This is a genomic window from Streptomyces sp. NPDC042002 (assembly GCF_055588305.1).
Genome location: NZ_JBVJCT010000020.1, coordinates 50,737 through 77,677 on the forward strand (window position 1 = coordinate 50,737; position 26,941 = coordinate 77,677).

General features: G+C 72.5%; 13 protein-coding genes. 7 read left to right on the forward strand and 6 right to left on the reverse strand.

Going from position 1 to position 26,941, the window contains the following annotated elements:
* Positions 1-15: 15 nt before the first annotated feature.
* The 6 genes from ACZ6KY_RS26555 to ACZ6KY_RS26580 all read right to left on the reverse strand — a co-directional run bounded on the left by ACZ6KY_RS26555 (position 16) and on the right by ACZ6KY_RS26580 (position 6,663).
* Positions 16-702: a DUF4097 family beta strand repeat-containing protein gene (locus tag ACZ6KY_RS26555; protein WP_469312794.1), complete on the reverse strand. Its 687-nt coding sequence runs from the start codon at positions 700-702 to the stop codon at positions 16-18.
* 218 nt (positions 703-920) lie between these two features.
* A complete protein-coding gene (locus ACZ6KY_RS26560; RefSeq protein WP_469312795.1) occupies positions 921-2,210 on the reverse strand; it encodes an acetylornithine transaminase in 1,290 nt (429 codons plus the stop codon).
* Positions 2,207-3,358: a bifunctional glutamate N-acetyltransferase/amino-acid acetyltransferase ArgJ gene (gene argJ, locus ACZ6KY_RS26565; protein ID WP_469312796.1), complete on the reverse strand. Its 1,152-nt coding sequence runs from the start codon at positions 3,356-3,358 to the stop codon at positions 2,207-2,209. The genes ACZ6KY_RS26560 and argJ overlap by 4 nt, the downstream gene beginning before the upstream one ends.
* Positions 3,359-3,414: 56 nt before the next feature.
* Positions 3,415-4,443 carry an N-acetyl-gamma-glutamyl-phosphate reductase gene (gene argC, locus ACZ6KY_RS26570; RefSeq protein WP_469312797.1) on the reverse strand — a complete coding sequence of 343 codons (1,029 nt, stop codon included), beginning with the start codon at positions 4,441-4,443 and terminating at the stop codon, positions 3,415-3,417.
* Positions 4,444-4,482: 39 nt separating this feature from the next.
* The gene (locus ACZ6KY_RS26575; protein WP_469312798.1) at positions 4,483-5,628 is read right to left on the reverse strand and encodes a serine hydrolase domain-containing protein; all 1,146 of its coding nucleotides are present in this window, start codon (positions 5,626-5,628) and stop codon (positions 4,483-4,485) included.
* Positions 5,629-5,922: 294 nt separating this feature from the next.
* Complete coding sequence (locus ACZ6KY_RS26580; protein WP_469312799.1) at positions 5,923-6,663, reverse strand: thioesterase II family protein; 741 nt, start codon at positions 6,661-6,663, stop codon at positions 5,923-5,925.
* A gap of 444 nt (positions 6,664-7,107) precedes the next feature.
* On the opposite strand from ACZ6KY_RS26580, the gene ACZ6KY_RS26585 reads away from it, so the two are divergent.
* The 7 genes from ACZ6KY_RS26585 (at position 7,108) to ACZ6KY_RS26615 (ending at position 26,936) form a co-directional block, all read left to right on the forward strand.
* Positions 7,108-7,323 carry an MbtH family protein gene (locus ACZ6KY_RS26585; protein WP_351867713.1) on the forward strand — a complete coding sequence of 72 codons (216 nt, stop codon included), beginning with the start codon at positions 7,108-7,110 and terminating at the stop codon, positions 7,321-7,323.
* Between the two features lie 142 nt (positions 7,324-7,465).
* On the forward strand, positions 7,466-8,155 hold the full coding sequence (locus tag ACZ6KY_RS26590) for an LmbU family transcriptional regulator (RefSeq protein ID WP_469312800.1): 690 nt from the start codon (positions 7,466-7,468) through the stop codon (positions 8,153-8,155).
* 126 nt (positions 8,156-8,281) lie between these two features.
* On the forward strand, positions 8,282-9,850 hold the full coding sequence (locus ACZ6KY_RS26595; protein WP_469312801.1) for an amino acid adenylation domain-containing protein: 1,569 nt from the start codon (positions 8,282-8,284) through the stop codon (positions 9,848-9,850).
* On the forward strand, positions 9,850-10,077 hold the full coding sequence (locus ACZ6KY_RS26600) for an acyl carrier protein (protein WP_469312802.1): 228 nt from the start codon (positions 9,850-9,852) through the stop codon (positions 10,075-10,077). Before ACZ6KY_RS26595 ends, ACZ6KY_RS26600 begins: the two co-directional genes overlap by 1 nt.
* 76 nt (positions 10,078-10,153) lie before the next feature.
* Positions 10,154-11,341, forward strand: coding sequence for an NAD(P)/FAD-dependent oxidoreductase (locus tag ACZ6KY_RS26605; RefSeq protein WP_469312803.1), 1,188 nt, complete (start codon positions 10,154-10,156; stop codon positions 11,339-11,341).
* Positions 11,342-11,386: 45 nt separating this feature from the next.
* Positions 11,387-19,159 (forward strand): amino acid adenylation domain-containing protein, encoded by a 7,773-nt coding sequence (locus tag ACZ6KY_RS26610; protein WP_469312804.1) that lies wholly within the window; start codon positions 11,387-11,389, stop codon positions 19,157-19,159.
* A 4-nt stretch (positions 19,160-19,163) separates the two neighbouring features.
* A complete protein-coding gene (locus ACZ6KY_RS26615; RefSeq protein ID WP_469312805.1) occupies positions 19,164-26,936 on the forward strand; it encodes an amino acid adenylation domain-containing protein in 7,773 nt (2,590 codons plus the stop codon).
* Positions 26,937-26,941 lie beyond the last annotated feature (5 nt).

Consider the following 26,941-nt stretch of genomic DNA (forward strand, 5'->3'; position numbering starts at 1 on the left):
CGGGGCCGCGGGCGGTCAGAGGCTGCGGGCGGTGATGTCGCCGTAGGCGGTGGTGGCGTGGAAGTCCAGGTCGGAAGTCCCGTCGTTGCGCAGGGAGTTGTTGATGCGGCCGTGGCCGGTTCGAGCGTCCAGGGAGGCGGAGACGCCGCGGGCGGTACCCACCGTGATGTCGCCGTGCTGGATGTCCAGGGTGACCGTGCCGCGCACGGCCTCGCCGATCTGGATGCCGCCCTTCTGGACGCTGATCTCGGCGGGGCCGTTGAGGCGGCCGACCGAGACCTCGCCCTCGTGGACGGTGAGGCGGGCGCTCGCGGCCTCGTCGAGCTTGACCGAGCGGTAGCCGCCCGCGAAGGTGACGTCGCCGAGGCGTCCCACGCCCCGGAACTCGGCGGCGGCCGCCTTCGCCTCGACCCGGGAGCCGGCCGGCAGCTGCACGGTCACCTCGACGGACCCGGAGTGCCCGAGGAACCTGTGGGCCGTCTTCGTGGACCCGATCCGCAGGACGCCGTCACCGAAGGCGGCCTCGATCTCCTCGACCGCCTTCACGTCGCGGCTCTTGGCCGGGTTGGCGGGCCGGATCTCGACCACGGTGTCGGCCCGGTCGGCGGCGATGAACTGGATGCGTCCGGCGGGGATGTCGACCACGGCGGAGATGGGGGCGGAGGTGTCGAACTTCTGTGTCGCGTACTCGGTCTTCTGCATCGGGACTCCTCGGTCTCGTGTTTTCCGATGTAGAAAACGCTACGTTGCATTCATGAAGTTGGCAACAAGCTTGTTGTGTACTGGGTGCATCACCAAAGCTCAATGCCGTTTATTTGTTGCAATGGTTTGAATCTAATGCAACGTTACTGACTGGCTTGTTGCAATGATGTGGGAGTTAATGCTCCACGGTGACACCGGTCGCCCGTGCGGCACGCGGTTCAGGGCGCCGTCGGCCCGTCGTCGCGGACCTCGGACAGCGCCGCCCTGAACCCTTCCAAAAAGGTGTCCACCTCGCGATCCGACACGATCAGCGGCGGGGCGAGCCGGATGACGTCCGGCACCGTCGCGTTCACCAGCAGACCCCTGTCCTGGGCGGCCCGCTGCACGTGTGCCGCGAGGTTCTGGTGGAGCACGACGCCCACCAGCAGGCCGGCGCCGCGGACTTCGCGCACCAGCGGATGGGCCGGATCCTCCAGGCCGCGCCGCAGCCGCCGCCCGGCCCGGACCACCCGGTCGAGGATGCCGTCCTGCTCGATGGTGTCCAGTACGGCGAGGGCGGCCGCGCACACCACGGGGTTGCCGCTGAAGGTGGAGCCGTGCGCGCCGGGTGTGAGCAGGCGCGCGGCGGCACCGAAAGCGAGTGTCGCGCCGATGGGCAGACCACCGCCGAGGCCCTTGGCGAGCGTGACGACATCCGCCTCGACGCTTTGGGCCTGGGCCGCGAACCAGTGGCCCGTGCGCCCGATGCCTGTCTGCACCTCGTCCAGGACGAGGAGGGTTCCGGTCGCCGAGGTGATCTCGCGGGCCGCCCGCAGATAGCCGGGCGGCGGCACGACCACGCCGTTCTCCCCCTGCACGGGCTCCAGGACCAGCAGCGCGGTGTCCGGGGTGACGGCGGTGCGCAGGGCCTCCACGTCCCCGTACGGCACATGGGTGACCTCGCCCGGCAGCGGCAGGAACGGGTGCTGTTTGGCGGGCTGGCCGGTCAGCGCGAGGGCCCCCATGGTGCGGCCGTGGAAGCCGCCGGTCGTCGACACCATGTGCGTACGGCCGGTGAGCCTGCCGATCTTGAAGGCCGCCTCGTTGGCCTCGGCGCCGGAGTTGGAGAAGTACACCCGGCCCTCCCGCCCGGCGAGCTGCAGCAGGCGTTCGGCCAGGCGCACGGTCGGCTCGGCGATGAACAGGTTCGAGACGTGCCCGAGTGAGGCGACCTGCGCGGAGACGGCCCGTACGACCGCAGGATGCGCGTGGCCGAGCGCGTTGACCGCGATGCCGCCGAAGAAGTCCAGGTACTCGTTGCCGTCGGCGTCCCGGACCCGGCAGCCCCGGCCCTCGACGAGGGGCAGCCGGGGGGTGCCGAAGTTGTCCATCATGGCGTTCCGCCAGCGGCTGGTCAGCGCCGCGTTGGCCGACTCGGTGCCCTCCGCGCCCTCCCGTGTGCCGTTCCCCGGGGCCGTGCTGCCGCCGTGCGGCACGGCGGCGGTGTCCACGCGTTCGAAAGGGCTCATGACGAGTACTCGCTGTTCTCGTGGACGTAGTCGGAGGTGAGGTCGTTGGTCCAGATGACGGCGGAGTCCGTGCCGGCGCCGAGGTCCACGGTGATGCCCACGTCGCGGCCGGTCATGTCCACCAGCGCGCGGTCCTCGCCGATGCTGCCGCTTCGGCAGACCCGCACCCCGTTGATGGCGACGTCGAGCCGGTCGGGTTCGAAGGCGGCGGAGGTGGTTCCGACGGCGGCCAGGACCCGGCCCCAGTTGGGGTCCTCGCCGTGGACCGCGCACTTGAGGAGGTTGTTGCGGGCGATGGAGCGGCCCACCTCGACGGCGTCGTCCTCGCTCGCGGCGCCCGTGACCTCGATGCGGATCTCCTTGCTCGCGCCCTCCGCGTCCCCGATCAGCTGCCGGGCCAGGTCGGCGCAGACCGCGTGGACGGCCTCCGCGAACTCGCCGTACGCGGGGGTGACCCGGGCGGCGCCGGAGGCGAGCAGCAGCACGGTGTCGTTGGTGGACATGCAGCCGTCGGAGTCGACCCGGTCGAAGGTGACGCGGGTGGCGTCCCGCAGTGCCGTGTCGAGCGAGGCGCTGTCGAGGTCGGCGTCCGTGGTGAGCGCGACCAGCATGGTGGCGAGCCCGGGGGCGAGCATGCCCGCGCCCTTGGCCATGCCGCCGACGGTCCACCCGTCCCGGGTGACGGCGGCCGTCTTGTGCACCGTGTCGGTGGTCGTGACGGCGCGGGCGGCGTCCTCGCCGCCGGAGGCCGACAGCAGGGTGACGGCGCTCTCGACGCCGGGCAGGAGGCGGTCCATGGGCAGCGGTACGCCGATGAGCCCGGTGGAGCAGACCGCCACGTCGCCGGAGTCGAGGCCGAGCAGGTCGGCGGCCCGTTCGGCGGTGGCCTGCGTGTCCTTCAGGCCCTGTGCTCCGGTACAGGCGTTGGCACCACCGGAGTTGAGGACGACCGCGCGGATCCCGCCGTCCGCCAGGACCTGCCGGGACCACTGGACGGGGGCCGCCTGTACCCGGTTGGAGGTGAAGACGCCGGCCGCAGTACAGCTGGGCCCGTCGTTGACGACCAGCGCCAGATCCGAGCTGCCGTTGCTCTTGATCCCCGCGGCGATGCCCGCCGCCCTGAAGCCTTGTGCTGCGGTGACGCTCACTGCATCTCCCTCGTTCGCCCCGCCGCGTCGGCGGCTGATGTTCGTGCCGCCCCGGATCACGGTGCGACTCCGGTCGTGGAAAGCCCCAGTCCCTCGGTGAGACCCAGGGCGATGTTCATGCTCTGCACGGCGCCGCCCGCGGTGCCCTTGGTGAGGTTGTCGACGGCGCTGATCGCGATGATCCGGCCGACCGCCGGATCGAGGGCCACCTGTACCTGGACGGTGTTCGACCCGTGGACGGCCCCGGTGCTGGGCCACTGCCCCTGCGGCAGCAGCCGTACGAAGGGCTCGCCGGCCAGCGTCTTCTCGTACGCGGCCCGCACGTCGTGGGCGCCGGTGCCGGGCCGGGCCGCGGCGGAGCAGGTGGCGAGGATGCCGCGCGGCATGGGGGCCAGGGTCGGGGTGAAGGAGACGGCGACCCGACGGCCCGCCACGGCGCTGAGGTTCTGCACCATCTCCGGGGTGTGCCGGTGACCGCCGCCCACGCCGTAGGGCCGCATGGACCCCATGACCTCGCTGCCGAGCAGGTCCGCCCGGGGCGTCCTGCCGGCACCGGACGTGCCGGAGGCCGCGACGACCACCGCCTCCGGTCCGGCCAGATCCGCCGCGTAGGCGGGAAAGAGCGCCAGGGACACCGCGGTCGGATAGCAGCCCGGCACCGCGATACGCCGGGCACCCGCCAACTTCTCGCGGGCGCCCGGCAGTTCGGGCAGTCCGTAGGGCCAGGTGCCCGCGTGCGGTGTGCCGTAGAACGTCTCCCAGTCGGCCGCGTCCGCGAGACGGAAGTCCGCCCCGCAGTCGATGACGAGCGTGTCGTCGCCCAACTCCCGTGCCACGGCGGCGGACTGGCCGTGCGGCAGGGCGAGGAAGACGACGTCGTGCCCCTGAAGGGCGTCGGCGGTGGTGGGTCTCACCTCCCGTTCGGCCAGCGCGGCCAGGTGCGGCTGGAGGGTACCCAGCCGCTGTCCCGCGCTGGAGTGCCCGGTCAGGGCACCGATCTGCACTTCGGGGTGGGCCAGGAGCAGGCGCAGGAGTTCGCCCCCCGCATAGCCGCTCGCTCCGGCCACGGCTGCTCGCACTGTCATCGGCTCTCCTGGTCGGACGCGGTCGGGTTCCGTCGGGTGTCAGCCGGACGTCTGGCCGCAGAACTCGGCGTTCAGAATGGGGAGGATCCCCGATGCGTCCCAGTCGCCGTTGTAGTTGAAGGTGAGCTGATGGCGGCCGTCCTCGGTGAAGGCGGCCAGCGTCAGCGACCCCACCACGCCCCCGTCGTGGTACCAGATGTCGCCGCAGCTCATCGTGAGCTTCTCGATGCCGAGCCCGTAGGACGTGATCGGCAGGTCGGGGTTGACGACGGTCGTCTTCAGCTCCTTCAGCTGCTGCGCCGGCAGCAGCTTCCCGTCCATCAGGGCCCGGTAGAACAGGTTCAGGTCGTGGGCGCTGGAGATGATGTCGCCGTCGCCCCAGTTCTGGGAGCCGTTCAGCTCGGTGACGTCGTCGATCCGGTCCGGCTGGGTGTCGTAGAAGAGCTTGGAGTAGCCGCGGCTGCTCGGCCGGGGCAGGGCGCTGCCCGTGCCGGGGTTGGACGTCGACTTCAGCCCCAGGGGCTCGACGATGCGCCGGCGCACCTCGTCCTCGTACGTCCTGCCGCTGACCTTCTGGACGATCAGTGCCGCCAGGACGTCATTGGTGTGGGAGAACGAGTGCCGGGCGCCGGGCTGGAACAGCGGCGCGTGGGAGAAGGCCACCTGCAGGCGCTGCTGGGCCGTCAGGGTGTCGTAGCGGTGCTGCAGGAAGCTGTCGCCCATGGTGTACGTCTGGTAGTACGGCACGTCGGCGAGGTAGTCGAACAGGCCGCTGGTGTGGTTCAGCAGCTGACGTACGGTGATCTTGCTGCCGTCGTTGCCGTTGCCGGTGACCACGCCCGGCAGGTAGCGCTCGACCGGGTCGTCGAGGCCGATCTTCCTCTCCGCCTCCATCTGGAGCAGGACCGTTGCCACGAAGGTGTTGGTGATGCTGCCGGTACGGAACCGGTCGTTCTTGCCGCGCGGCGCGCCCGTCTCCCGGTTGCCGACGCCCGCCGTGGTCTTCCAGACTCCGGCGGCGTCCCGTGCCTCGGCGGTCACGCCGGGGACACCGGCCGTGACGGCCGCGTCGATCGCCGCCTGCGTGTTCTGGTGGCCGGCCGCCCCCGCGGCCGTGTCACCCGATGCCCGGGCGGGACCCGTGAAGACGGTGGCTGTCAGGGCCACCGCTGCCAGGCCGATCATGCCGGCTCTTGGCCTGTTCCGCATCGTCATCGTCGTTTCCCCGTCTCTTCGTCTCGTCCGCACATTGGCTGGATCCGTACAGGTGCGGTTCGTGGCGGCACCGTAGGTCACCTGGCTCGCGGGCAACTCGTGCGGCGGCACCGCGGCCGAAAAGGTGCAGGTGCGCTGCCGTCCGGCCGTTTCCGTCCCGTCCCGCGGAAGGCCGGAATCGATCGTTCTGGCGGTACGGGGACGGCCGTTCGGGACACCTCGGGTGTGGCCGGGCCCCACGTCCTGCGCCGCGCGGCGCGGGGGTCACCGCAAGGGAGCGGCGGACGGCTGTGTCCGGGCCACGTCCCGCGCGATCTGCCGCAGCAGGGGGGCGGGATCGCCCTGGAAGTAGAAGTGACCGCCGTCGAAGACCCGCAGGCCAAGGAAACGTTCGGCGTGCTCCGCCCAGCCGGCCATCCGCTGCGGTGACGCGGAGTGGTCCGTGCCGCCCGCGTAGGCGGACAGCGCGACGGGCAGGGGAGCGGCACCGGGGGCAGGGCGCCAGCCGTCGACCAGGCGCAGGTCGGCCCGGATGACCGGGTCGAACAGGGCCCACAGGTCCGGGTCGTCGAAGACGGCGCCGGGTGTGCCGCCGAGCAGCTTCAGACGCGTGCGCAGCTCGGCGTCGGGCAGCTCGTGGTACCCGCTGCGCGGCCCCGCCGATCGAGGCGAGGCACGTGCGGAGACACCGACCCACACCGGCAGGGGCAGACCCCGCTCCACGGCCCGCCGGGTGATCTCGTACGCCACGAGGGCGCCCATGCTGTGCCCGAACAGGGCGTAGGGGCGATCCAGTTCGGACTCGATGCTGCGCAGCAGGAAGTCGGCGAGACGGTGCGCGTCGTCGATCTGCGGCAGGTCGAGGAGGAGTCCGTGGCCCGGGGCGTCGAGCAGCCGCACGTCCCAGGTGTGAGGCAGCCCGGCCGCCCAGTGGCGGTAGAGCACGTGGGAGCCGCCCGCGTGGTGCAGGACGAACAGGCGCAGGGCGGGTGGTGTGCTGTCCATCGCTCCCCTTCGGATCGGGCCGCACGACTTCGCACCATAGAACGGCGCCGGGCCCGGGCGGATGCGGCACAGGGGGGACTCCGCCACTGGTCAGGCGGCTCTCGAGCGAGCCTCAGGTGTGCCCGGCCGAGTCCGTGGGCGCGGCATCGTGGCACACGGAACCGGCCCGGTACAGAGGATCACCGCGGGGCGCGGGTGCGGGCCGACGGCAGGGGGCCGGCGGGGCTGCCGCCCTTGTAGCGCCGACGGCGCGCTCCCTACGGTTTCGAGACATCGCCAGGGGCCGCCCCCCGGCGCCGGCTGTCCGGTCGACCGGACAGCGCGGGTGTCCCGTCGACCGGACGGACACCGGCCGGCGGACCCATCCGTGCCCGGTGCCCCTGCGCACCCGGCCGGGCGATTTCCATCCCGAGTCACCCCCTGACCGACAAGGACGGTGCCCAGTTGAGCACGAACCCCTTCGATGACGCGGACGGCCGTTTCCACGTGGTCGTCAACGACGAGGAGCAGCACTCCCTGTGGCCGGTGTTCGCCGAGGTGCCCGCGGGCTGGCGTGTGGTCTTCGGTGAGGCGGCCAAGGCCGAGTGCCTGGAGTACGTCGAGCAGAACTGGACCGACCTGCGGCCCAAGAGCCTGCAGGAGGCCATGGCGGCGGACTGACCGCCGCCGCTCCCGCGGACCCGGCCGGCACGACGCTGTCGTCCGCCCCGGACCGGTCCGCACCCAGGAAGACACTTCGAGTGGGGAGTTGAAGGTTGTGACGGGGGCTGTGAGAACCGCGGGCAGGCACCGGCCGGGGCCCGTGGACGCCGGCCGTGCGCCGGCGCAGGGCGACGTGGTCCTGTCCTTCGTGGGGTCGCAGGCCACGGTGCAGAAGTCGGGGATGGTCTTCCCTCCCGACCTGCCGGAGCGGTCCTGGGAGCGGATCGGCGCCAACCTGCGCGAGCTCGTGAACTCCTCCGCGTGGTGGCTCGCCGACTGGCTGCTCTACGGTGAGGCCACCTACGGGTGGCGGCGCTACAAGGAGGCGATCGAGCGCACCGGGCTCGACTACCAGACCCTGCGCAACTACGCGTGGGTGGCCCGGCGGTTCGAGCACCACCGCAGGCACGACGGCCTCAGCTTCGCCCACCACGCCGAGGTCACCCGCCTCTCGCCGCCGGAGCAGGACTACTGGCTGCGCAGGGCCGAACAGCAGAAGTGGTCGCGCAACGAACTGCGCAGGGCGCTCCGCGCCGGCCTGGCCGCGCAGAGCGCCGAGGCCGGCAACTCCCCGGGCACGGACGCCGGGAAGCGGGAGGTGCCCCGGCCCGTCGAGCCGGCCGCCACCGAGCAGCGCCGGCAGGTCACCACGCTCACCATCGAGCTGTCCGCCGACCAGCTGGAGCACTACTCCCGGCAGGCCGCCGCACACGGCCTGCCCGTCGGCCGGTGGGTCACCCAGACGCTCGACACCACCGACCGGCACACCGCCGACCGGCGCACCGCCTGAACAAGCAGCGCGCACCGACGCACCGCCCGAAGCCGCACCGCACCGCCCGAAGGTGCCGACAAGCCCGTACCGCGCGGTGGGCCGGCGGCTCGTCCGACCGGACACCCCTCATATCGGAGTCAGTTGATGATCCTTCAGGGAAAACGGGTCGCCCTGCCCCCGGCGCCCGTCGTCCACCAGCAGTTCGAGGCGCACGCGCAGGCCACCCCCGACGCCGTCGCCGTCGTCCGGGCCGGCCGGCAGGTGACGTACGCCGAACTGGACGCGAGGGCGAACCGGTTCGCGCACTTCCTCACCGCGCGCGGACACGGCCGGGGCGCGAAGGTCGGCGTCTGCCTCGACTACTCCGTCGACCTGCTCGTCGCCATCCTCGGCACACTGAAGGCGGGCGCGGCCTACGTGCCGTTCGACCCGGCCTACCCGGCCGCCAGGCTCCAGCAGCTGCTGGGCCAGGTCCCCGGCCTCGCCCTGATCGTGGCCTCCCCGGCGACGGCCGCCATGGTCGCCTCGGCGGCCGTCGACGTCGTCGACCTCGACGAGCTCGGCGAGCACCTGGCGGGCCTGCCGGCGACCTCTCCCCACGTCCCCGTCACGGGCGACGACATCTGCTACGCCGTCTTCACCTCCGGCTCCACCGGCACGCCGAAGCTGACCGCGGTGCGCCACGAGGGCTGGTTCAACCTGATGAACTGGCTCAAGCTCGAGTACGGCCTGCACAGCGGCTCGGACAACCTCGTCGTCAGCGCGTTCGGCTTCGACCTCTCCCAACGCGCGCTGATGACACCGCTGTTCTGCGGCGCCACCCAGTACCTGCTGGCCAGCCGCAACTTCGACGCCATGCTGGCCTACCGCGTCCTGCGCGAGCACGACATCCGCGTGGTGCACTGCGCCTCCAGCACCCTGTACGTGCTCATCGACTGGGAGAGAGCGCGCGGCGGCGACGCCCTCACCCGCCTCGACTACGTCCTGTTCGGCGGGGAGGCGCTCAAGCCCGAGCGGCTCACCGACTGGATGCGCCGCGAGGGCAACACCTGCACCCTGCTGCACCAGTACGGCGTGGCCGAGTGCACGGACGTGGCGACATCGTTCGACCTCGCCGGGTACCGGACGGGCGAGCACGACATCGCCCCGGTCGGCCGGCCGGCGTACAACACCGACATCCACCTCCTCGACGAGCGACTGCGCGGTGTCGCAGCGGGGGAGGAGGGCGAGATCTGCATCGCCGGGGCCGGTGTCGGCGCCGGCTACCTGGGCGCCGCCGGCCCCGAGAACGCGAAGTTCACGACGGTCGAGGTCGACGGCGTGCCGGTCAGGCTGTACCGCACCGGCGACCGCGGCCGGGTGACCGAGGCCGGTGACCTCGTCGTCGCCGGGCGGATGGACGCACAGGTGAAGGTGCGGGGCATGCGCATCGATCCCACCGACATCGAACGCGCGCTCGGCAGGCTGGCCGAGGTGCGGGAGGCCGCCGTGGCGGTCACCCACACCGACGCCGGCGAGGCCGAGCTGACCGCGTTCGTGGTACCGGAGGCGGGCGCTCTCGCCGAGGACGCCGTGCGCGCCCGCCTCCTTCGGACGCTGCCGCGCAACATGGTCCCGGCCCGCTTCATCGACGTACCGGCGATCCCTTTGAGCCCGCACGGGAAAGTCGACCGCGCGGCGCTGGTCGACGCCCTCAAGAACCGAGGACAGTGATGACTGCCGACAGCGTGCGCGCCATCTGGCGCCGGGAACTGAAGCGCGACGACATAGCGGCCGACGACGACTTCTTCGCCCTCGGCGGCCAGTCCGTGATCATGGTCCGGATCCAGGGCGCCTTCCTGGAGGAACTGGGCGCCGAGGTCCCCATGGACCAGATGTTCCTCCACCCCACGGTGGCGTCGATCTCCGCGTACATCGAATCCCTGCCGCTGCATCGATAGCGCGCTGAATTCACAAGGATCTCCCGGCCGCAGGCCGCGTTGCGTGCAAAAAACTACCTGGTCAGAGAGGCGCGCCATGTACGACGTGATTGTCATCGGTGCCCGTTGTGCGGGTTCGCCGACGGCCATGCTCTTCGCCCGGCAGGGCTACCGAGTCCTGCTCCTGGAGAAAGCGCGGTTCCCGCAGGACACGCTGTCCTCGCACTACATCCACATGCAGGGCATGGGGCTGCTGAACCGGTGGGGGCTGCTCGACAAGCTCCGCGACGCGGGCTGCCGGCCCATCACCCGCCAGAGCTACCAGGGCCCCGGGGTGCGCATCGAGGGCTTCTCCCTGCCGGTCGACGGCCTGCACCACACCTACGCGCCCCGGCGCTACGTCCTGGACCCGCTGCTCGCCGAGGGGGCCGTCGAGGCCGGCGTGGACTTCCGTGAGGGCTGCGCGGTCAAGGACCTGGTGTGGCAGGACGACCGGGTCACCGGCGTGCGGTACACGACACCCGAGGGCACCGAGACGACCGAGCGGGCACGCCTGGTCGTCGGCGCGGACGGCATGCGCTCGCTGGTGGCCCGCAAGGCGGGCGCCCGCAACGTCATCGAGCACCCGCGGGTGAGCTGCACCTACTACAGCTACTGGGAGAACGTCCCCTCGCACTTCGAGCTGTACGAGCGGCCCGGCCGCTGGATCGGCGTCATCCCCACCAACGACGACCTCACGCTGCTCATGACCTACTTCCCGCAGGACCTCTACAACGAGGTCCGCAAGGGAGTGGAGCCCTTCTACCTCGACTCCTTCCGCACGACCGCGCCCGAGCTGTACGAGCGGATGCGGGCGGGCCGGCGGGTGGAGCAGATCTACGGCACGGGCCACCAGGAGAACTACTTCCGCAAGGCCTACGGCCCCGGCTGGGTGCTGGTCGGCGACGCGGTCAACCACAAGGACTCCATCACCGCCCGCGGCATCACCGAGGCCTTCGCCCAGGCCCAGTCCCTCATCGACCACGTCGGCACGCAGCTGCACGACGACGCCGCGCTGCGCACCGCGCTCAAGCGCTACGAGAACGACCTGAGCGGCGAGGCCCTCAGCCACTACCAGGGCGCCCTGAACGTGGCCGAGCTCAAGCCCGAGGGCCGCGTGGAGATGCTGCAGCAACTGGTCGGCCACCAGGAGCACATCGACCGCTACTTCTCGACCCTGTCGGGGGCGTGCTCCATCGACGACTTCTACAACGACGAACTTCTGGACCTGCTCGACCTGAGCTGAGTCGCGGCCCGCTCCCTCCTGGTTCTGCCGATTTGGAGAAACACAATGATCCCGTTGTCGTTCGCGCAGCGCCGGCTGTGGTTCGTGGACCGGTTCGAAGGCCCCTCGCCGACCTACAACGGCGCCTTCGCCCTGCGGCTGACCGGTGAGCTGGACGCCGACGCGCTGCGGGCGGCGCTCGGTGACGTCGTCGACCGGCACGAGGTCCTGCGCACCGTGATCGTCGAGGGCGACGACGGCGTCCCGCACCAGCAGGTGCTGGCGTCGGGGGAGAGGCCCTTCGACCTGAGGGTCCTCGACGTCACCGAGCAGGACCGGGCCGCGGCCGTCGAGGACGTGGCCACCGCCACCTTCGACCTGGCCGCCGACACCCCGATCCGCGCCCGGCTGCTGCGCTGCGCACCCGACGAGCACACCCTGGTCGTCGTCGCGCACCACATCGCCGTGGACGGGGAGTCCTTCGGGCCGCTGTTCCGCGATCTCACCACCGCCTACGCCCTTCGCGCCGAGGGCAGGGCACCCGAGTGGGAGCCGCTTGCGGTGCAGTACGCGGACTACACCCTGTGGCAGCGCGACGTGCTCGGCGACGAGTCCGACCCGGACAGCCTCTCCGCCCGCCAACTGGCCTACTGGGGCAAGGCGCTGGCCGACCTCCCGCAGCCGCTGGCACTGCCCACCGACCGCCCGCGCCCGCGGGTGATGAGCCCCGACGGCGACCGGATCCCGTTCACCATCGACCCCGACCTGCTCGGCGCCGTGGAGAAGCTGGCCACCGGGGCGGACACCACGGTGTCCATGGTCATGCACGCGGCGCTGGCGGTCCTGCTGCACCACCTGGGATGCGGCGACGACCTGTCCATCGGCGCCCCGATCACGGACCGCACCGACGAGGAACTGCGCGACCTCGTCGGCTTCTTCGTCAACACCTGGGTGCTGCGCGTCGACCTCTCCGGCAACCCGACCTTCCGCGCCCTGCTCGACCAGGTCCGCGACCGCTCGCTGGCCGCCTACGACAACCAGGACATGCCCTTCGAGCGGCTGGTGGAGCTCCTCAACCCCGACCGCTCCACCGCCTACAACCCCTTCTTCCAGGTCATGCTCTCCTGGCAGCCGCCCGTGCCGCCGCTCGAGCTGCCCGGCCTCGGCGTCCAGGTCGAACGGCTGGAGACCGGAACCGCCAAGTTCGACCTGTTCTTCGACCTCCTCCCGGACAGCTCCGGCGGCGCCCGGTGCCGACTGGAGTACGCCACCAGCCTCTTCGACCAGGACACCGCCGACGCCATCGCGCAGCGGTTCGTCCGCGTGCTGGGCCGGCTCGTGGCCGACCCCGAGCGCGCCGTCGCCACCGTCGACGTCCTCGGCACCACCGAGCGCGAGCAGCTGCTCGCCCGCACCGACGACACGGCCGCGGTGGCGCCCGCGGCGACGATCCCGCAGCTGTTCGAGAGCCAGGCCGCCCGCACCCCCGACGCCCCCGCGCTCGCGTGCGACGGCCGGACGCTGACCTACCGGGAACTGGACGAGCGGGCCGACGCGCTCGCCCGGGAACTCATCCGGCGCGGCGCCGGCCCGGAGGACCTGGTGGTCCTGGCGCTGCCGCGCACCGAGGACCTGGTGATCGGCCTGCTCGGCATCCTCAAGTCCGGTGCGGGCTATGTGCCGTTGGACCCGCAGTACGCCCAGGGGCGGGCACACAGCGTGCTGGCCGAGGCGGCCCCGCGCTTCGCGGTCACCGACACCGCGACCTGGCAGGAGATCCCCGCCAACACCATCGACGCCGTCGTCCGCCTCGACCGGAGCGCCGACTGGGAGCCCGCCACGGGCGCCCCCGACGACACGGCCCGCCGCGCGCCGCTCGGCCCGGACAACCTGGCGTACGTGATGTACACCTCCGGCTCCACCGGCAAGCCCAAGGGCGCGGCCATCACCCACCGGGGCGTCGTCGACGGGGTGCGGGAGCTGGTGGACGTCCTCGACACGCCGCCCGGGTGGCGGATGCTGGCCGGCACCTCCGTCAACTTCGACGTCTCCGTCTTCGAGCTGCTGACCACCCTGACCACCGGCGGCACGGCCGAGATCGTCGCGAACACACTGGCACTGGCGGAGCGCGACAGCTGGGACGGGCACATCGTCAGCGGCGTCCCCTCGGTACTGAGCGAACTCGTTCCCCACCTCGGCAAAGCACCCGGCATCCGCACGGTCGTCCTCGCCGGCGACGTGCTCCCGGGCCGGCTGGTGCGCCAGCTGCGCGAGGCCCTGCCCGACGCCCGCATCATCAACTCCTACGGCCAGAGCGAGAGCTTCTACGCCACCGCCTTCTCCCTCGCACCGTCCAAGGAGTGGGCCGACAGCGACGTCGCCCCCATCGGCACCCCGCTGGGCAACATGCGCGCCTACGTCCTGGGACCGGGCCTGGCCCCGGTGCCCCAGGGCGTCATCGGCGAGCTGTACGTCGCCGGCACCTGCCTGGGCCGCGGCTACCACGGCCGCGCCGCCCTGACCGCCGAACGCTACGTCGCCAACCCCTACGGCCGGGCCGGGGAGCGGATGTACCGCACCGGCGACCTCGCCCGTCGGAACGCGCAGGGGCAGCTGGAGTGCGTGGGCCGCGGCGACGGCCAGGTCAAGGTGCGCGGCTTCCGTATCGAGACCGCCGAGGTCGAGGCGGCGATCACCCAGCACCCCGGCATCAGCGAGGCGGTGGTCATCAGCCGGGAGGTGCCCGCGGGCGGCAAACGGCTCGTCGCCTACGTGGTGCACACCGGTGAGGGAGCCGTCGGCGACGACGGCGCCGGCGGCATCGGCGACGTGGACGTCCTCGCCGGAGCCTCCTCCGCCGAGCTGCGCAAATTCGTCGCGGCCCGGCTGCCCGACTACATGGTGCCGGCGGCCTTCGTGGCCGTGGGCCGCCTCCCGCTCGGTCCCACCGGCAAGCTGGACCGCTCGGCCCTGCCCGAACCGGAGTTCCTCGGCGAGGCCTACCGCGAGCCGCGCACCGAGGCCGAGACGATCATCACCGCCGCCTACGCGGACGTCCTCGGTGTGGAACGGATCGGCGCCGACGACGACTTCTTCGCGGTCGGCGGCGACAGCCTGCGCTCCATCCAGGTGGTCGCCCGGGCCCGCGCCCGCGGCCTGGAGCTGTCCACACGGGAGATCTTCGAGTGCCGCACCGCGGCCCGCCTCGCCGAGGTCGCCTCCGCCCGCCAGGGACAAACGCCCGTCCTGGAGGAGGACGAGGACGGCGGCATCGGCCCGATGCCGCTGCAGCCGGTCGCCCGGCACGTGTTCGAACACGGCGGCGGCACGGACCGGTTCGCCATGTCGATGGTCCTCGAACTGCCCGCGGGCATCGACGCGGACGGCCTCGCCGCGACCCTGGACGCCGTCCTGGACCGGCACGACCTGCTGCGCGCCCACCTGGTGCGCGGCGACGAACCCACCCTCGTCGCCCGCCCGACGGGCACCGTGCGGGCCGCGGACCTCATCCGCCGGGTCGACTGCCAGGGCCACTGGGAGGAGCCGTCCGCACTGGCTGCGGCCAAGGCGGAACTGCACGACGCTCTCGGCCGCCTGGACCCGCAGGCCGGAACCATGGCCGACTTCGTCTGGTTCGCCGCCCCGTCCGGCGAGGGCAGGCTGCTGGTGGTGCTGCACCACCTGGTGGTCGACGGCGTCTCCTGGCGCATCCTCATGGCCGACTTCGCCGAGGCCTGGCAGCAGATCCGCACAGGCACCGCACCCGAACTGCCCCCGGTGGGCACCTCCGCCCGCCGCTGGGCGGCCGCCCTGGCCGACGAGGCGCTCACCGAGCGGCGGGAAGCGGAACTGCCGTACTGGCGCGACCTCCTCGAATCGCCCAACCCCCCGCTGGGCACGCGGGCGTTCGACCCCGCCGTCGACGTGTGGTCCACCGTCGACACCGTGCGGGTGCAGCTTCCCGCCGACGTCACCGACGCCGTGCTGACCACGCTCCCCGCCGCGTTCAAGAGCACCGGCACCGACGTGCTGCTCGCGGCCCTCGCCCTGGCCGTCGACCGCTGGCGCACCACCGACGCCCCGACGCTGGTCCGCCTGGAGGGGCACGGCCGCGAGGAGGACGCCGTCCCCGGCGCCGACCTGTCCCGTACCGTCGGCTGGTTCACCACCATGTACCCCGCCCGCGTCGACGTCAGGACGGTGGACCTGGAGAGCGTGCTGGCCGGCGGCCCCGCCGCCGCGAAGGCGATCAAGCTGGTCAAGGAGCAGTTGCGCGAGGTCCCCGACAAGGGCCTGGGCTACGGGCTGCTGCGCCACCTCAACCCCGAGACCGCCGAACAGCTCGCCGGCCTCGCGGTGCCGCAGATCGGGTTCAACTACCTCGGCCGGATCTCCGAGGCGGACGTGCCCGAGCACCTGCGCAACCACGGGTGGGGGCCGACGTCCTGGTCCGCCGAGCTGATCGCCGAGCCCGACCCGGACCTGCCCGCGCTGTCCGCGCTGGAGGTCAACTCCGTCGCCACGGAAACCGCCGACGGCATCCGTCTGCAGGCCGCGTTCATGTTCCCCACCGGGGTGCTCTCCCGCGAGCAGACCTCGGAGCTGGCCGAGCTGTGGGTGCAGGTGCTGCACGGCATGGCCTCCTACGCCGCGACCGGGGACATCGGCGGGCTCACCCCCTCCGACGCCCCGCTGGTCACGGTCGGCCAGGGCGACATCGAGACATGGGAGCAGCGCTACGGCCGGCTGGTGGAGGTGTGGCCGCAGGCCCCGGGACAGTCCGGTATCCAGTTCCAGGCGGCGCTCGCCGACGGCGCCTTCGACGTCTACCACATGCAGTTCGTGCTGCACCTGTCCGGCCACGTCGACCCCGACCGCATGCGGGCCGCCGGACAGGCCCTGCTCGAGCGCTACCCCAACCTGCGCTCCGCGTTCCTGACCACCGCCGACGGCGAGCCGGTGCAGGTCGTCGCCGAGCACGTCGTCCTGCCGTGGCGGCACCTGGACCTGACCGGACACAGCGAGGCCGAGCGGAACGCGGCCCTGGACGCGGCCCTGGCCGCCGACCGCGCGGACCAGCTCGACCCCGCCCGGCCGCCGTTGCTGCGCCTGGCCCAGCTCACCTGCGGGCCCCGGCAGGCCAAGGTCGTCCTGACCGCGCACCACACCCTGTTCGACGGCTGGTCCTCACCGCTGGTGATCACCGACCTGGTCCGGCTGTACGCCGGGACCACGGACCTCGCGCCGGTCCGCTCCTACGGCGACTACCTGGCCTGGCTGACCCGGCAGGACAAGGAGGCGTCCGCCGCCCGCTGGAAGGCCGAGCTCGACCAGTTCGACGAGCCGACCCTGGTGGCCGCGGGCCTCACCTCGAAGGGGGAGGCGTCCTCCCTCGGGCGGGTCGAGGTGCCGCTGTCCATCGACAAGGGCCGCGAGCTGGCCCGGCGCGCCGCACAGCTCGGCGTCACCTTGAACACGCTGCTGCAGGGCGCGTGGGCGGTGCTGATCTCGAAGCTGACCGGGCAGCACGACGTGGTGTTCGGTGCCGCCGTCAACGGCCGCCCCGCCGATGTGACCGGCAGCGACGAGATGGTCGGCCTGTTCATCAACTCCCTTCCCACCAGGGCCCGTTGTGCGCCCGCGACCAGCCTGGGCGAGGTCATCACCGATCTGCAGAACCGGCAGGTCGCCCTGCTCGACCACCACTACTACGGCCTGGCCGACATCCAGCGCGGCACCGGCCTGCCCTCCCTGTTCGACACGATCGTGGTGTTCGAGAACTACCCCGTCGACCGCGAGGGCATCATCGACGCGAACGCCTCCGCCGGCTTCACGATCGACGCCATCCGCCCGTTCGCGGGCTCGCACTACCCCCTCACCCTCAACTCCTCCGACCCCTACCTGCGCCTGTCCCTCGACTACCAGAAGAACCTCTACGACCACCAGGCGGCCGAGACCATCGCCGCCCGGCTCGTGCGCGTGCTGGAGCAGGTGCTCGAGGACCCGTCGGTGCCCCTCGGCGCCGTGGAGGTGCTGGCCGACGACGAACGCGACCTGCTGGTGCGGCAGATCAACGACACCGCCCACCCCGTCGCCCCCGACACCCTGCCGGACGCGTTCGAGGCCCGGGCCGCCCGCGACCCCGACCGCCTCGCCCTGATCGGCGAGGACGAACGGCTGACCTACGCCGAGTTCAACCGGCGTGCCAACCGCCTCGCCCACTGGCTGATCGAACAGGGCGCCGGCCCCGAACAGCTCGTCGCGGTGAGGATCCCGCGCTCGGTGGACCTGATGGTGGCGATCTACGCCGTGGTCAAGGCCGGCGCCGCCTACGTGCCGATCGACACCGAACTGCCCGAGGACCGGGTACGGCACGTCCTGGACAGCGCGCGGCCGCTGCTGGTCCTCGACGAGACCCTCCCGGACGTCTCCGGCCGCCCCGAGACGAACCCCGAGCGCACCCTGTCGCCGGACAACGCCGCCTACGCCATCTTCACCTCCGGCTCCACCGGCGGCCCCAAGGGCGTGCCGGTGGCACACCGGGCGATCATGAACCGGCTCAAGTGGGGACTCGCGCACTTCGACGTCACGCCCGAGGACCGGGTGCTGCTGAGCACGACGGCCAGCTTCGACGTGTCGGTGCCGGAGCTGTTCGCACCGCTGCAGGCCGGCGCCGCCGTCGTCATCGCCCGCCCCGACGGACGCCGCGACCCCGCCTACCTGGCGGAGCTGATGCGCCGCGAACAGGTCACCGGCGCCGACTTCGTGCCCTCCCTGCTGGAGGCGTTCGTCGCCGAACCCGCCGCCAAGGACTGCACCAGCCTGCGCTGGATCGAGGTCGCCGGCGAGGCGTTTTTGCCCGCACTGGCCCAGCGGTTCACCGAACTGCTGCCGAACTGCACCGCCAACAACCTCTACGGGCCCACCGAGGCGGCCGTCGAGGTCACCGCCCACCAGTACGTGCCCGGCACCGACCGGCTGCCGATCGGCACACCGGTGTGGAACACCCAGGTGTACGTGCTGGACGCGGCACTGCGCCCGGTGGCGGCCGGGGTCACCGGGGAGCTGTACCTCGCCGGCGACCAGCTCGCCCGCGGCTACCTCGGGCAGACCGCTCTGACCGCGGGCCGCTTCGTGGCCTGCCCCTTCGGCGCACCGGGCACCCGCATGTACCGCACCGGGGACGTCGTGCGCTGGAGCGAGGACGGCCAGGTGGAGTACATCGGCCGCTCCGACTTCCAGGTCAAGCTCCGCGGCTTCCGCATCGAGCTCGGCGAGATCGAGCAGGCCCTCGCCTCGCACCCGGACATCGACGGCGCGGTCGCCCTGGTGCGCGAGGACCGCCCCGGCGACCAGCGGCTGGTCGCCTACGTGGCGGCGGCCGGCGGCACGGACCCGGCCGGCCTGGACCTGGCGGCCCTGACCGACCTGGCCAAGGAGCGGCTGCCGGAGTACATGGTCCCCACCGCGCTCGTGCCGCTCGCCGAGTTCCCCAAGACACCCAGCGGGAAGCTCGACCGGGGCGCCCTGCCCGCACCGGACCGCGCCGAGACCGCCACCGGGCGGGGGCCGCGCAACCACAACGAGGAAGTCCTGTGCCGCCTGTTCGCCGAACTCCTCGGAGCGGACGAGGTCGGCATCGACGTCGACTTCTTCGACAACGGCGGGCATTCGCTGCTGGCTACCCGGCTGGTCGGCCGCATACGCAACGAGCTCGGCGTCGACGTGAAGGTCACGACCGTCTTCCGCGGCCCCACCGTCGCCGAACTGGCGGCCCGGATCGAGAAGTCGGCCAAGTCGAACCGCCTCCAGCTTCGCCAGATGAACGTTGAGGAGTAGCTCGATGATCCCGTTGTCCTTCGCCCAGCGCCGGCTGTGGTTCCTCCACCGTCTCGAAGGGCCGTCCGCGACGTACAACATCCCGTTCGTGCTGCGCCTGGAGGGGCCGCTGGACACGGCGGCCCTGGCCGCGGCGGTGAGAGACGTCGCCACCCGGCACGAGAGCCTGCGCACCCTGCTCGTCGAGAACGAGGACGGCACCCCGGAGCAGCGCATCCTGGGCCCCGAGGAGGCCGACCTCGCCTTCCGGGTGGTCGACGTGGCCGCCGACGCGGTGGACGAGGCGATGCGCCGCTTCGTGGGCGAAGGCTTCGAACTGGATGCGGACCTGCCGCTGCGCACCCGCGTCTTCCGCCTCTCCGCGCACGAGCACGTGCTGGTGTTCGTCTTCCACCACGTCGCCGCGGACGGCGCGTCGATGGCCCCGTTCCTGCGCGACCTGCTGGCCGCGTACGCCGCCCGCGGGCGCGGCCAGGCCCCCGACTGGCAGCCGCTCGCGGTGCAGTACAAGGACTACACCGTGTGGCAGCGCCAGATGCTGGGCGACGAGGACGACCCCGACAGCGTCGCCTTCGAGCAACTCGACTACTGGCGTCGCGAGCTGTCCGGAGTACCGCAGCCGGTGCAGCTGCCGCTGGACCGCCCGCGGCCCACCTCGGCCGGCCACCGCGGCGGCCATGTCGACCTCGAACTCGAACCCGACGTGGTCACCGGGATCGGCCGCCTGGCCGCCGAGCACGGCGCCACCGCACCGATGGTCGCCCAGGCCGCGCTCGCGGTGCTGCTGCACCACCTCGGCGCCGGCAACGACCTCACCATCGGCAGCCCCATCGAAGGGCGCCCCGACGAGCAACTGGAAGACCTGATCGGGTTCTTCGCCAACACCTGGGTGCTGCGCGTCGACCTCTCCCGCAACCCGACGTTCGGCGATCTGCTGGACCAGGTCCGCGACCGGGCGCTCGGCGCCTACGACAACCAGGACGTCCCCTTCGAGCACCTGGTCGAGCTGCTCAACCCCGACCGCACCACCGCCTACCAGCCGCTGTTCCAGGTGATGCTGGCCTGGCAGTTCGCCTGGTCCCCCCTCGAGGTGCCCGGCATCGAGGCCACCCCCGTCCCGCTGGGCACCGACACCGCCAAGTTCGACCTGTTCTTCAACATCGTCCCCGACCCCTCGGGCCGCGCCTACGGGCGCCTGGAGTACGCGACGGAACTGTTCGACCACGCCACCGCCCGGAGTCTGGTCGACCGCTACGTCCGCGTGCTGCGCCAGGTCGTCGCCGACCCCGGCACGCGCCTGGGCCGGGTGGAGATCCTCAGCACGGCCGAACAGGACCGGCTGACCCGGCTGAACGACACGACCCTGCCCGTGCCGGACGCGACGGTGGCGGACCTGGTCGCCGCCCAGGCGGCACGGACACCGGACGCGACCGCGGTGGTCTGCGGACCGGCGCAACTGTCGTACCGCGAACTGGAGACCCGCGCCGGCCGGCTGGCCGCCGTGCTGCGCGAGCACGGTGTCGGGCCGGACGTCCTGGTCGCCGTGGCACTGCCCCGCTCCGCGGACCTGGCCGTAGCCCTCCTCGCCGTCCTCAAGGCCGGCGGCGCCTACCTGCCCGTCGACCCGAACTACCCGGCCGCGCGCGTCGGCCTGCTGCTCACCACCGCCGATCCGGCCCTGGTCGTGACCGACCACGCGACGGCGCCCACCCTCGCCGACACCGCGCGGCGCGTCCTGCACCTCGACGGCCTGAGCCTGGAGGGGCCCGCCGTCCAGGCACCGGACGCCGGCACCGGCCCGGACCATCTCGCCTACGTGATGTTCACGTCCGGCTCGACCGGCACCCCCAAGGGCGTCGCCGTCACCCACGCCGCCGTGGTCAACGGAGTGCGGGACCTGGCCCGGCGCACCCACGTCGAGGCCGGCTCACGGATGCTCGCCGCGACCTCGGTGAACTTCGACGTCTCCGTGTTCGAGATCTTCACCGCGCTGACCTGCGGCGCGAGCGTCGAGATCGTCCGCGACGTCCTCGAACTCGCCGAACGCGACGCCTGGTCGGGCACCACCATCAGCGCCGTGCCGACCGTGTTCGCCGCACTGCTCGACCAGGTCGCCACCGACAACGCCCCCGGCCTGCGCCTCGACGTCGAAACCGTGATCTTCGCCGGCGAGGCGCTCTCCGCGGACCTGGTCCGCACGGTGCGCCGGATCCTGCCCGGCACCCGCGTCATCAACGCCTACGGCCAGACCGAGAGCTTCTACGCCTCCACCCACACCGTCCCGCGGCAGGACAGCGACACCGGCGCGATACCGGTCGGCACCCCGCTGGCCAACATGCGCGCCCACGTCCTGGGACCCGGACTCGCCCCGGCCCCACAGGGCGTGACCGGCGAACTGTACGTCGCCGGCCCGGTCGCCCGCGGATACCACCACAACAGCGCCGCCACCGCGGAACGCTTCGTGGCCTGCCCCTTCGGTGCGCCCGGCACGCGGATGTACCGCACCGGCGACCTGGCCCGGTGGGACGCCGAGGGCCGGCTCAGGTACGCCGGACGCGCCGACGACCAGGTCAAGGTGAACGGCATCCGCGTCGAACCCACCGAGATCGAGACCGTCCTGGCCCAGCACCCCGCCGTCGCCCAGGCCGTCGTCACGGTATGCGCCGACCACACCGGCACCAAGCGGCTCATCGGCTACGTGGCCCAGGCCGGCGCCGGTGCCACAGGCGGCGACACGGACATCAACGCCAGTGTCTCGGTGGCCGAGCTGCGCCGGTTCGCGGCCAAGCGGCTGCCCGACTACATGGTCCCCGCCCAGCTGATGGTCCTCGAGAGGCTGCCGCTGACCGCCAACGGCAAACTGGACCGGGCGGCCCTGCCCGAGCCGCAGTTCACCGGCACCGAGTACCGCGCGCCACGCACCGAGGCCGAGCGGGTGCTGGCCGAGGTCTACGCCGACGTCCTGGGCGCCGGGCAGGTGGGCGTCGACGACGACTTCTTCACCGGCGGCGGCGACAGCATCCGCTCCATCCAGGTCGTGGCACGCGCCAAGACCCGCGGCGTCGTCGTCACCACACGGGAGATCTTCGAGCACCGCACCGTCGCCCGGCTCGCCGAGCTGGTCGAGGGCCGGGCCGACGAGGAGCGCGTGACCCTGGCCGAGCTGCCGGGCGGCGGCGTGGGCTGGGCCCCGCTGCCGCCGACCGCGGCCCACGTCCTCGCCCTGGGCGGCCCCGTCGGCCGGTTCTGCATGTCCGCGCTGCTGACCCTGCCCGAGGACATCGGCCGCACCGGCCTCACCGCGACCCTGCAGGCCCTCCTGGACCGGCACGACGTGCTGCGCTCCCACCTGGACCGGGCCGAGAAGGGCCTGCGCATGCGGGAGGCGGGCACCGTGGACGCCGCCGCGCTGGTGCGCGAGGTCCCCTACGACGCCGCCACCGTGCAGGCCGAGCTGGACGCGGCCGCGGACCGCCTGGACCCGGACGCCGGCGTGATGGCCCAGTTCGTGCGGTTCACCTGCGCCACCGAGGCCGACCGGCTGCTGATCGTGCTGCACCACCTGGTCGTCGACGGGGTGTCCTGGCGGATCCTGCTGCCCGACCTGGTGGCCGCCTGGCAGCGGGTCAAAACCGGCCTGGAACCCCTGCCGGCACCCGCGGGCACCTCACTGCGGCGCTGGACGCACGCGCTCGCCGAGCAGGCCGCCACCGCCGGGCGCATCGCCGAACTGCCGCTGTGGCAGGACATCCTCGCCGGTGACGAACCGGTCCTGGGCACCCGCCCGCTGGACCCCGCACGCGATGTCACCTCCACCGTCGACACCGTCCGCGTCCAGCTGCCGGCCGATGTCACCGCCACCCTCCTCGACACCGTGCCCGCCCTCTTCCGCGGCGGCGCCGACGACGGCCTCCTGGCCGGCCTCGCCCTGGCCCTGGCCCGCTGGCGCCGCACCCGCGGCGTGCCCGCCGCCCCGGCCCTCGTCCGGCTCGAGGGCCACGGCCGCGAGGACCACCTCGTGCCCGGCGCCGACCTGTCCGCCACCGTCGGCTGGTTCACCGCCATGTACCCGGTCGCCCTGGACGTGACCGGCATCGACCTGGCCGACGCGTTCGCCGGCGGCCCCGCCGCCGGCCGGGCCGTCAAGGCCCTCAAGGAACAGCTGCGGGCCGTCCCCGACCACGGCATGGGATACGGCCTGCTGCGCCACCTCAACGCGAAGACCGCGCCCGCGCTGGCCCGCCTGCGCCGCCCGCAGATCGGCTTCAACTACCTCGGCAGGGCCTCCGGCGCGGACATCCCCGAGGAACTGCGGGGCCTGGGCTGGGCACCCGACACCACCCACCGCGACCTGATCGCCGCACCGGACGCGGACATGCCGGTCCTGTCCGCGCTGGAGATCAACGCGGTGGCCACCGACACCGGCGACGGCGACGAACTGACCGCCTACTTCGGCTTCCCCACCGGCGTCCTGTCCCGCGAGGACGTCACCGAACTGGCCGCACTGTGGACCCAGGCGCTGACCGCGCTGGCCCGCCACGCCACCACCCCCGACGCGGGCGGCCTCACCCCCAGCGACGCACCCCTGGTCACGGTGGGCCAGGCGGAGATCGACGCCTGGGAGGCCCGCTTCGGCAAGCTCGCCAAGATCTGGCCGACGACCTCCGCCCAGTCCGGGATCCTCTTCCAGGCCAAGCTCGCCGGGGCGTCGTTCGACCCGTACCACATCCAGCTGGTGTTCCACCTGTCCGGCAAGGTCGACCCGCAGCGGATGCACCGCGCAGGTCAGGCACTCCTGGACCGCCACCCCGTCCTGCGCGCCGCGTTCGTCGACCGGGCCGACGGCGACCTCGTCCAGGTGATCCCGGAGTCGGTGACGCTGCCCTGGCAGCACCTCGACCTGACCGCCCTCGACGAGCCGCAACGCGACGAGACGTTCGAGCGGTTCCTCACCGAGGACCAGAAGGCCTACTTCGACCCGGACACCCCGCCGCTGATGCGCCTGGCCCTGGCCGTCCTCGACCCCGACCGGCCCGAACTCGTCCTGACCGCCCACCACACCCTCTACGACGGCTGGTCCACACCGCTGCTGATGCAGGACCTGCTGCTGCTGTACGCCGCCGACGGCGACGCCTCCGCACTGCCCGCCAGCCGCGACTACGGCGACTTCCTGTCCTGGCTCACCCGCCAGGACCCCGAAGAGGCGGCGCGGGCGTGGGCGGCCGAACTCGACGGGATCGGCGAGCCGGCCCTGCTCGCCCCCGACGCCGCCGACACGGACGACGGGGTCCGCGACCAGGTCGAGGTCGCGCTGCCGGTCGAGGAGGCACACGAACTGGTACGCCGCTCCTCCGAGCTGGGCATCACCGTCAACACCCTGGTGCAGGGCGCCTGGGCGCTGCTGCTGGGCCAGCTCACCGGCCGCCAGGACGTGGTGTTCGGCGCGACCGTCTCCGGACGCCCGCCCGCGGTGACGGACGTGGAGTCGATGGTCGGCATGTTCATCAACACCCTTCCCGTACGGGTGACCCACGCGCCCGGCGACACCGTCGGCGAGGTCCTGGACCGCCTCCAGCGCCGCCAGGCCGGCCTGGCGGAGCACCACCACCACGGGCTCGCCGAGATCCAGAAGTCCGCCGGGGTACGGTCCCTGTTCGACACGCTGGTCGTCTTCGAGTCCTACCCGGTCGACCGGGAGGGCCTGGAGGACGCCAGCGACGCCGCGGACGGGATCACCTTCACCGGCCTGCGCCCGTCCGCCGGCAACCACTACGCGCTGTGCCTGACGGCGGCGGCCGACCCGCATCTGCAGCTCGTCATCCAGTACGCGCCGGGCGTCTTCGACCGGGACACGGTGGAGACGTACGCGGCCCGCCTGGTGCGCCTTTTGCGGCAGCTGGCGGCCGACCCCGCGCTGAGGATCGCGCGGATCGACGCGCTCCAGGAGGGCGAACGCGAGCGGATGCTGGCCCCCTTCGACGCCGACGCCGCCCGCGCCCGCCACGTCACGCTCACCGAACTGGTCGAGGCGCAGACGGCCCGGATCCCGGACAAGGTCGCCGTGGCCGCCCGGGGCGAGTCGCTGACGTACGCCGAACTGGACGCCCGCGCCGAGGCGCTCGCGGCCGAACTGGCCCGGCACGGGGTGGGCCCGGAGACCGTCGTCGGCGTGGTCCTGCCGCGCACCGTGAACATGGTCGTGGCCCTGCTGGGCGTGCTCAAGGCGGGCGGCGCCTATCTGCCCGTCGACCCCGCCTACGCCGCCGCCCGCCTCCCGCACGTGCTGCCCACCGCCCGGCCCCACCTGGTCCTGACCGACACCGGCACCCGCGGCCTCGTCCCCGCCACCGACATCCCCGTCCTGATCCTCGACGACATCGACCTCTTGGCCCCGCCCGCGGACGCCCCGCGGGCCGGGACGCGGCCGAAGGCCGGTCCGGACAGCCTCGCCTACGTCATCTACACCTCCGGTTCCACCGGCGTGCCCAAGGGCGTGGGCGTCACCCAGTCCACCGTCGTCAACGCCGTGGACACGATGGTCGCGCAGGCCGGGGCCGAGGCCGGACGGCGCATCCTCGTCGCCGCCTCCTTCGGCTTCGACGTCGCCACCTTCGAGACCTTCGCCGCCCTCACCCGGGGCGGCACCGCCGAGATCGTGCGCGACGTGCTGGAGCTGGCCGAACGCGACAGCTGGGACGTCGACGTCATCTGCTCGGTGCCCTCCGCCTTCGCCGAACTCGTCGACCAGCTCGCCGACCGCATCGACCCCACGGCACTGAACATCTCCGGGGAGGTGCTGACCCCGGTCCTGGCGGAGCGGGTGCGCACCCGCTGGCCCAAGGCCCGCGTCATCAACAGCTACGGCCCCAGCGAGACGTTCTACGCCACCGGCTTCCTCCTGGACCCCGACGAGCCCTACACGCAGGGGGTGCCCATCGGGCGTCCCTTCCCCGGCGTACGGGCCTACATCCTCAGCCCCGGACTTGGCCTGCTGCCCGCGGGCACCCCGGGCGAGCTGTACCTGGCGGGAGCCGGCCGCGGCTACCACCGCCAGGCGGCCCTGACCGCGGACCGCTTCGTCCCCGACCCCTACGGGCCCGCCGGCTCGCGGATGTACCGCACCGGCGACCTGGCCCGCTTCACCCCGGGCGGCGAGCTGCAGCACCTGGGCCGCATCGACACCCAGGTCAAGATCCGCGGCTACCGCGTGGAACCCGCCGAGGTCGAGGCCGCCCTGACCACCCATCCGCGCATCGCCCAGGTCGCCGTCGTGACCCAGCAGCCCGGCGACACCACCCCCTACCTGGCCGCCTACCTCGTCCCCGTGGACGGCGCGAGCGTGCCGGACGCGGCCGAGATCCAGGAGCACCTGGCCGACCGGCTGCCCGAGTACATGGTGCCCGCCGCCTACGTGCCGCTGGAGCGACTGCCCCTGTCACCCAACGGCAAGCTCGACCTCAAGGCCCTGCCCGCCCCCGACCTCACCTCCCACACCCCCTTCAGGGCACCCACCACCCCACGCGAGGAGGCGCTGGCCAGGCTGTTCGCCGAGGTGCTCGGACTGGAGAAGGTCGGCGTCGACGACGGCTTCTTCGAACTCGGCGGGCACTCCCTGCTCGCCACCCGGCTGATCACCCGGGCCCGCTCCGAGATCGGGATGGAGATACCCATCCGGAAGATCTTCGACCTGCCGACGGTCGCGGCGCTCGCCGCATGGTCGGAGGAATCGGCCGTACCCCTTCGCCCCGCTCTGCGCAGGATGATCCCAGAGGAGTAGAACCC

What these genes read in the sequence shown, in the direction of transcription:
- ACZ6KY_RS26555 (WP_469312794.1), bottom strand. Translation starts at nt 702, where the DNA reads ATGCAGAAGACCGAGTACGCGACACAGAAGTTCGACACCTCCGCCCCC.
- ACZ6KY_RS26560 (WP_469312795.1), bottom strand. Translation starts at nt 2,210, where the DNA reads ATGAGCCCTTTCGAACGCGTGGACACCGCCGCCGTGCCGCACGGCGGC.
- argC (WP_469312797.1), bottom strand. Translation starts at nt 4,443, where the DNA reads ATGACAGTGCGAGCAGCCGTGGCCGGAGCGAGCGGCTATGCGGGGGGC.
- ACZ6KY_RS26575 (WP_469312798.1), bottom strand. Translation starts at nt 5,628, where the DNA reads ATGATCGGCCTGGCAGCGGTGGCCCTGACAGCCACCGTCTTCACGGGT.
- ACZ6KY_RS26580 (WP_469312799.1), bottom strand. Translation starts at nt 6,663, where the DNA reads ATGGACAGCACACCACCCGCCCTGCGCCTGTTCGTCCTGCACCACGCG.
- ACZ6KY_RS26595 (WP_469312801.1), top strand. Translation starts at nt 8,282, where the DNA reads ATGATCCTTCAGGGAAAACGGGTCGCCCTGCCCCCGGCGCCCGTCGTC.
- ACZ6KY_RS26600 (WP_469312802.1), top strand. Translation starts at nt 9,850, where the DNA reads ATGACTGCCGACAGCGTGCGCGCCATCTGGCGCCGGGAACTGAAGCGC.
- ACZ6KY_RS26605 (WP_469312803.1), top strand. Translation starts at nt 10,154, where the DNA reads ATGTACGACGTGATTGTCATCGGTGCCCGTTGTGCGGGTTCGCCGACG.
- ACZ6KY_RS26610 (WP_469312804.1), top strand. Translation starts at nt 11,387, where the DNA reads ATGATCCCGTTGTCGTTCGCGCAGCGCCGGCTGTGGTTCGTGGACCGG.
- ACZ6KY_RS26615 (WP_469312805.1), top strand. Translation starts at nt 19,164, where the DNA reads ATGATCCCGTTGTCCTTCGCCCAGCGCCGGCTGTGGTTCCTCCACCGT.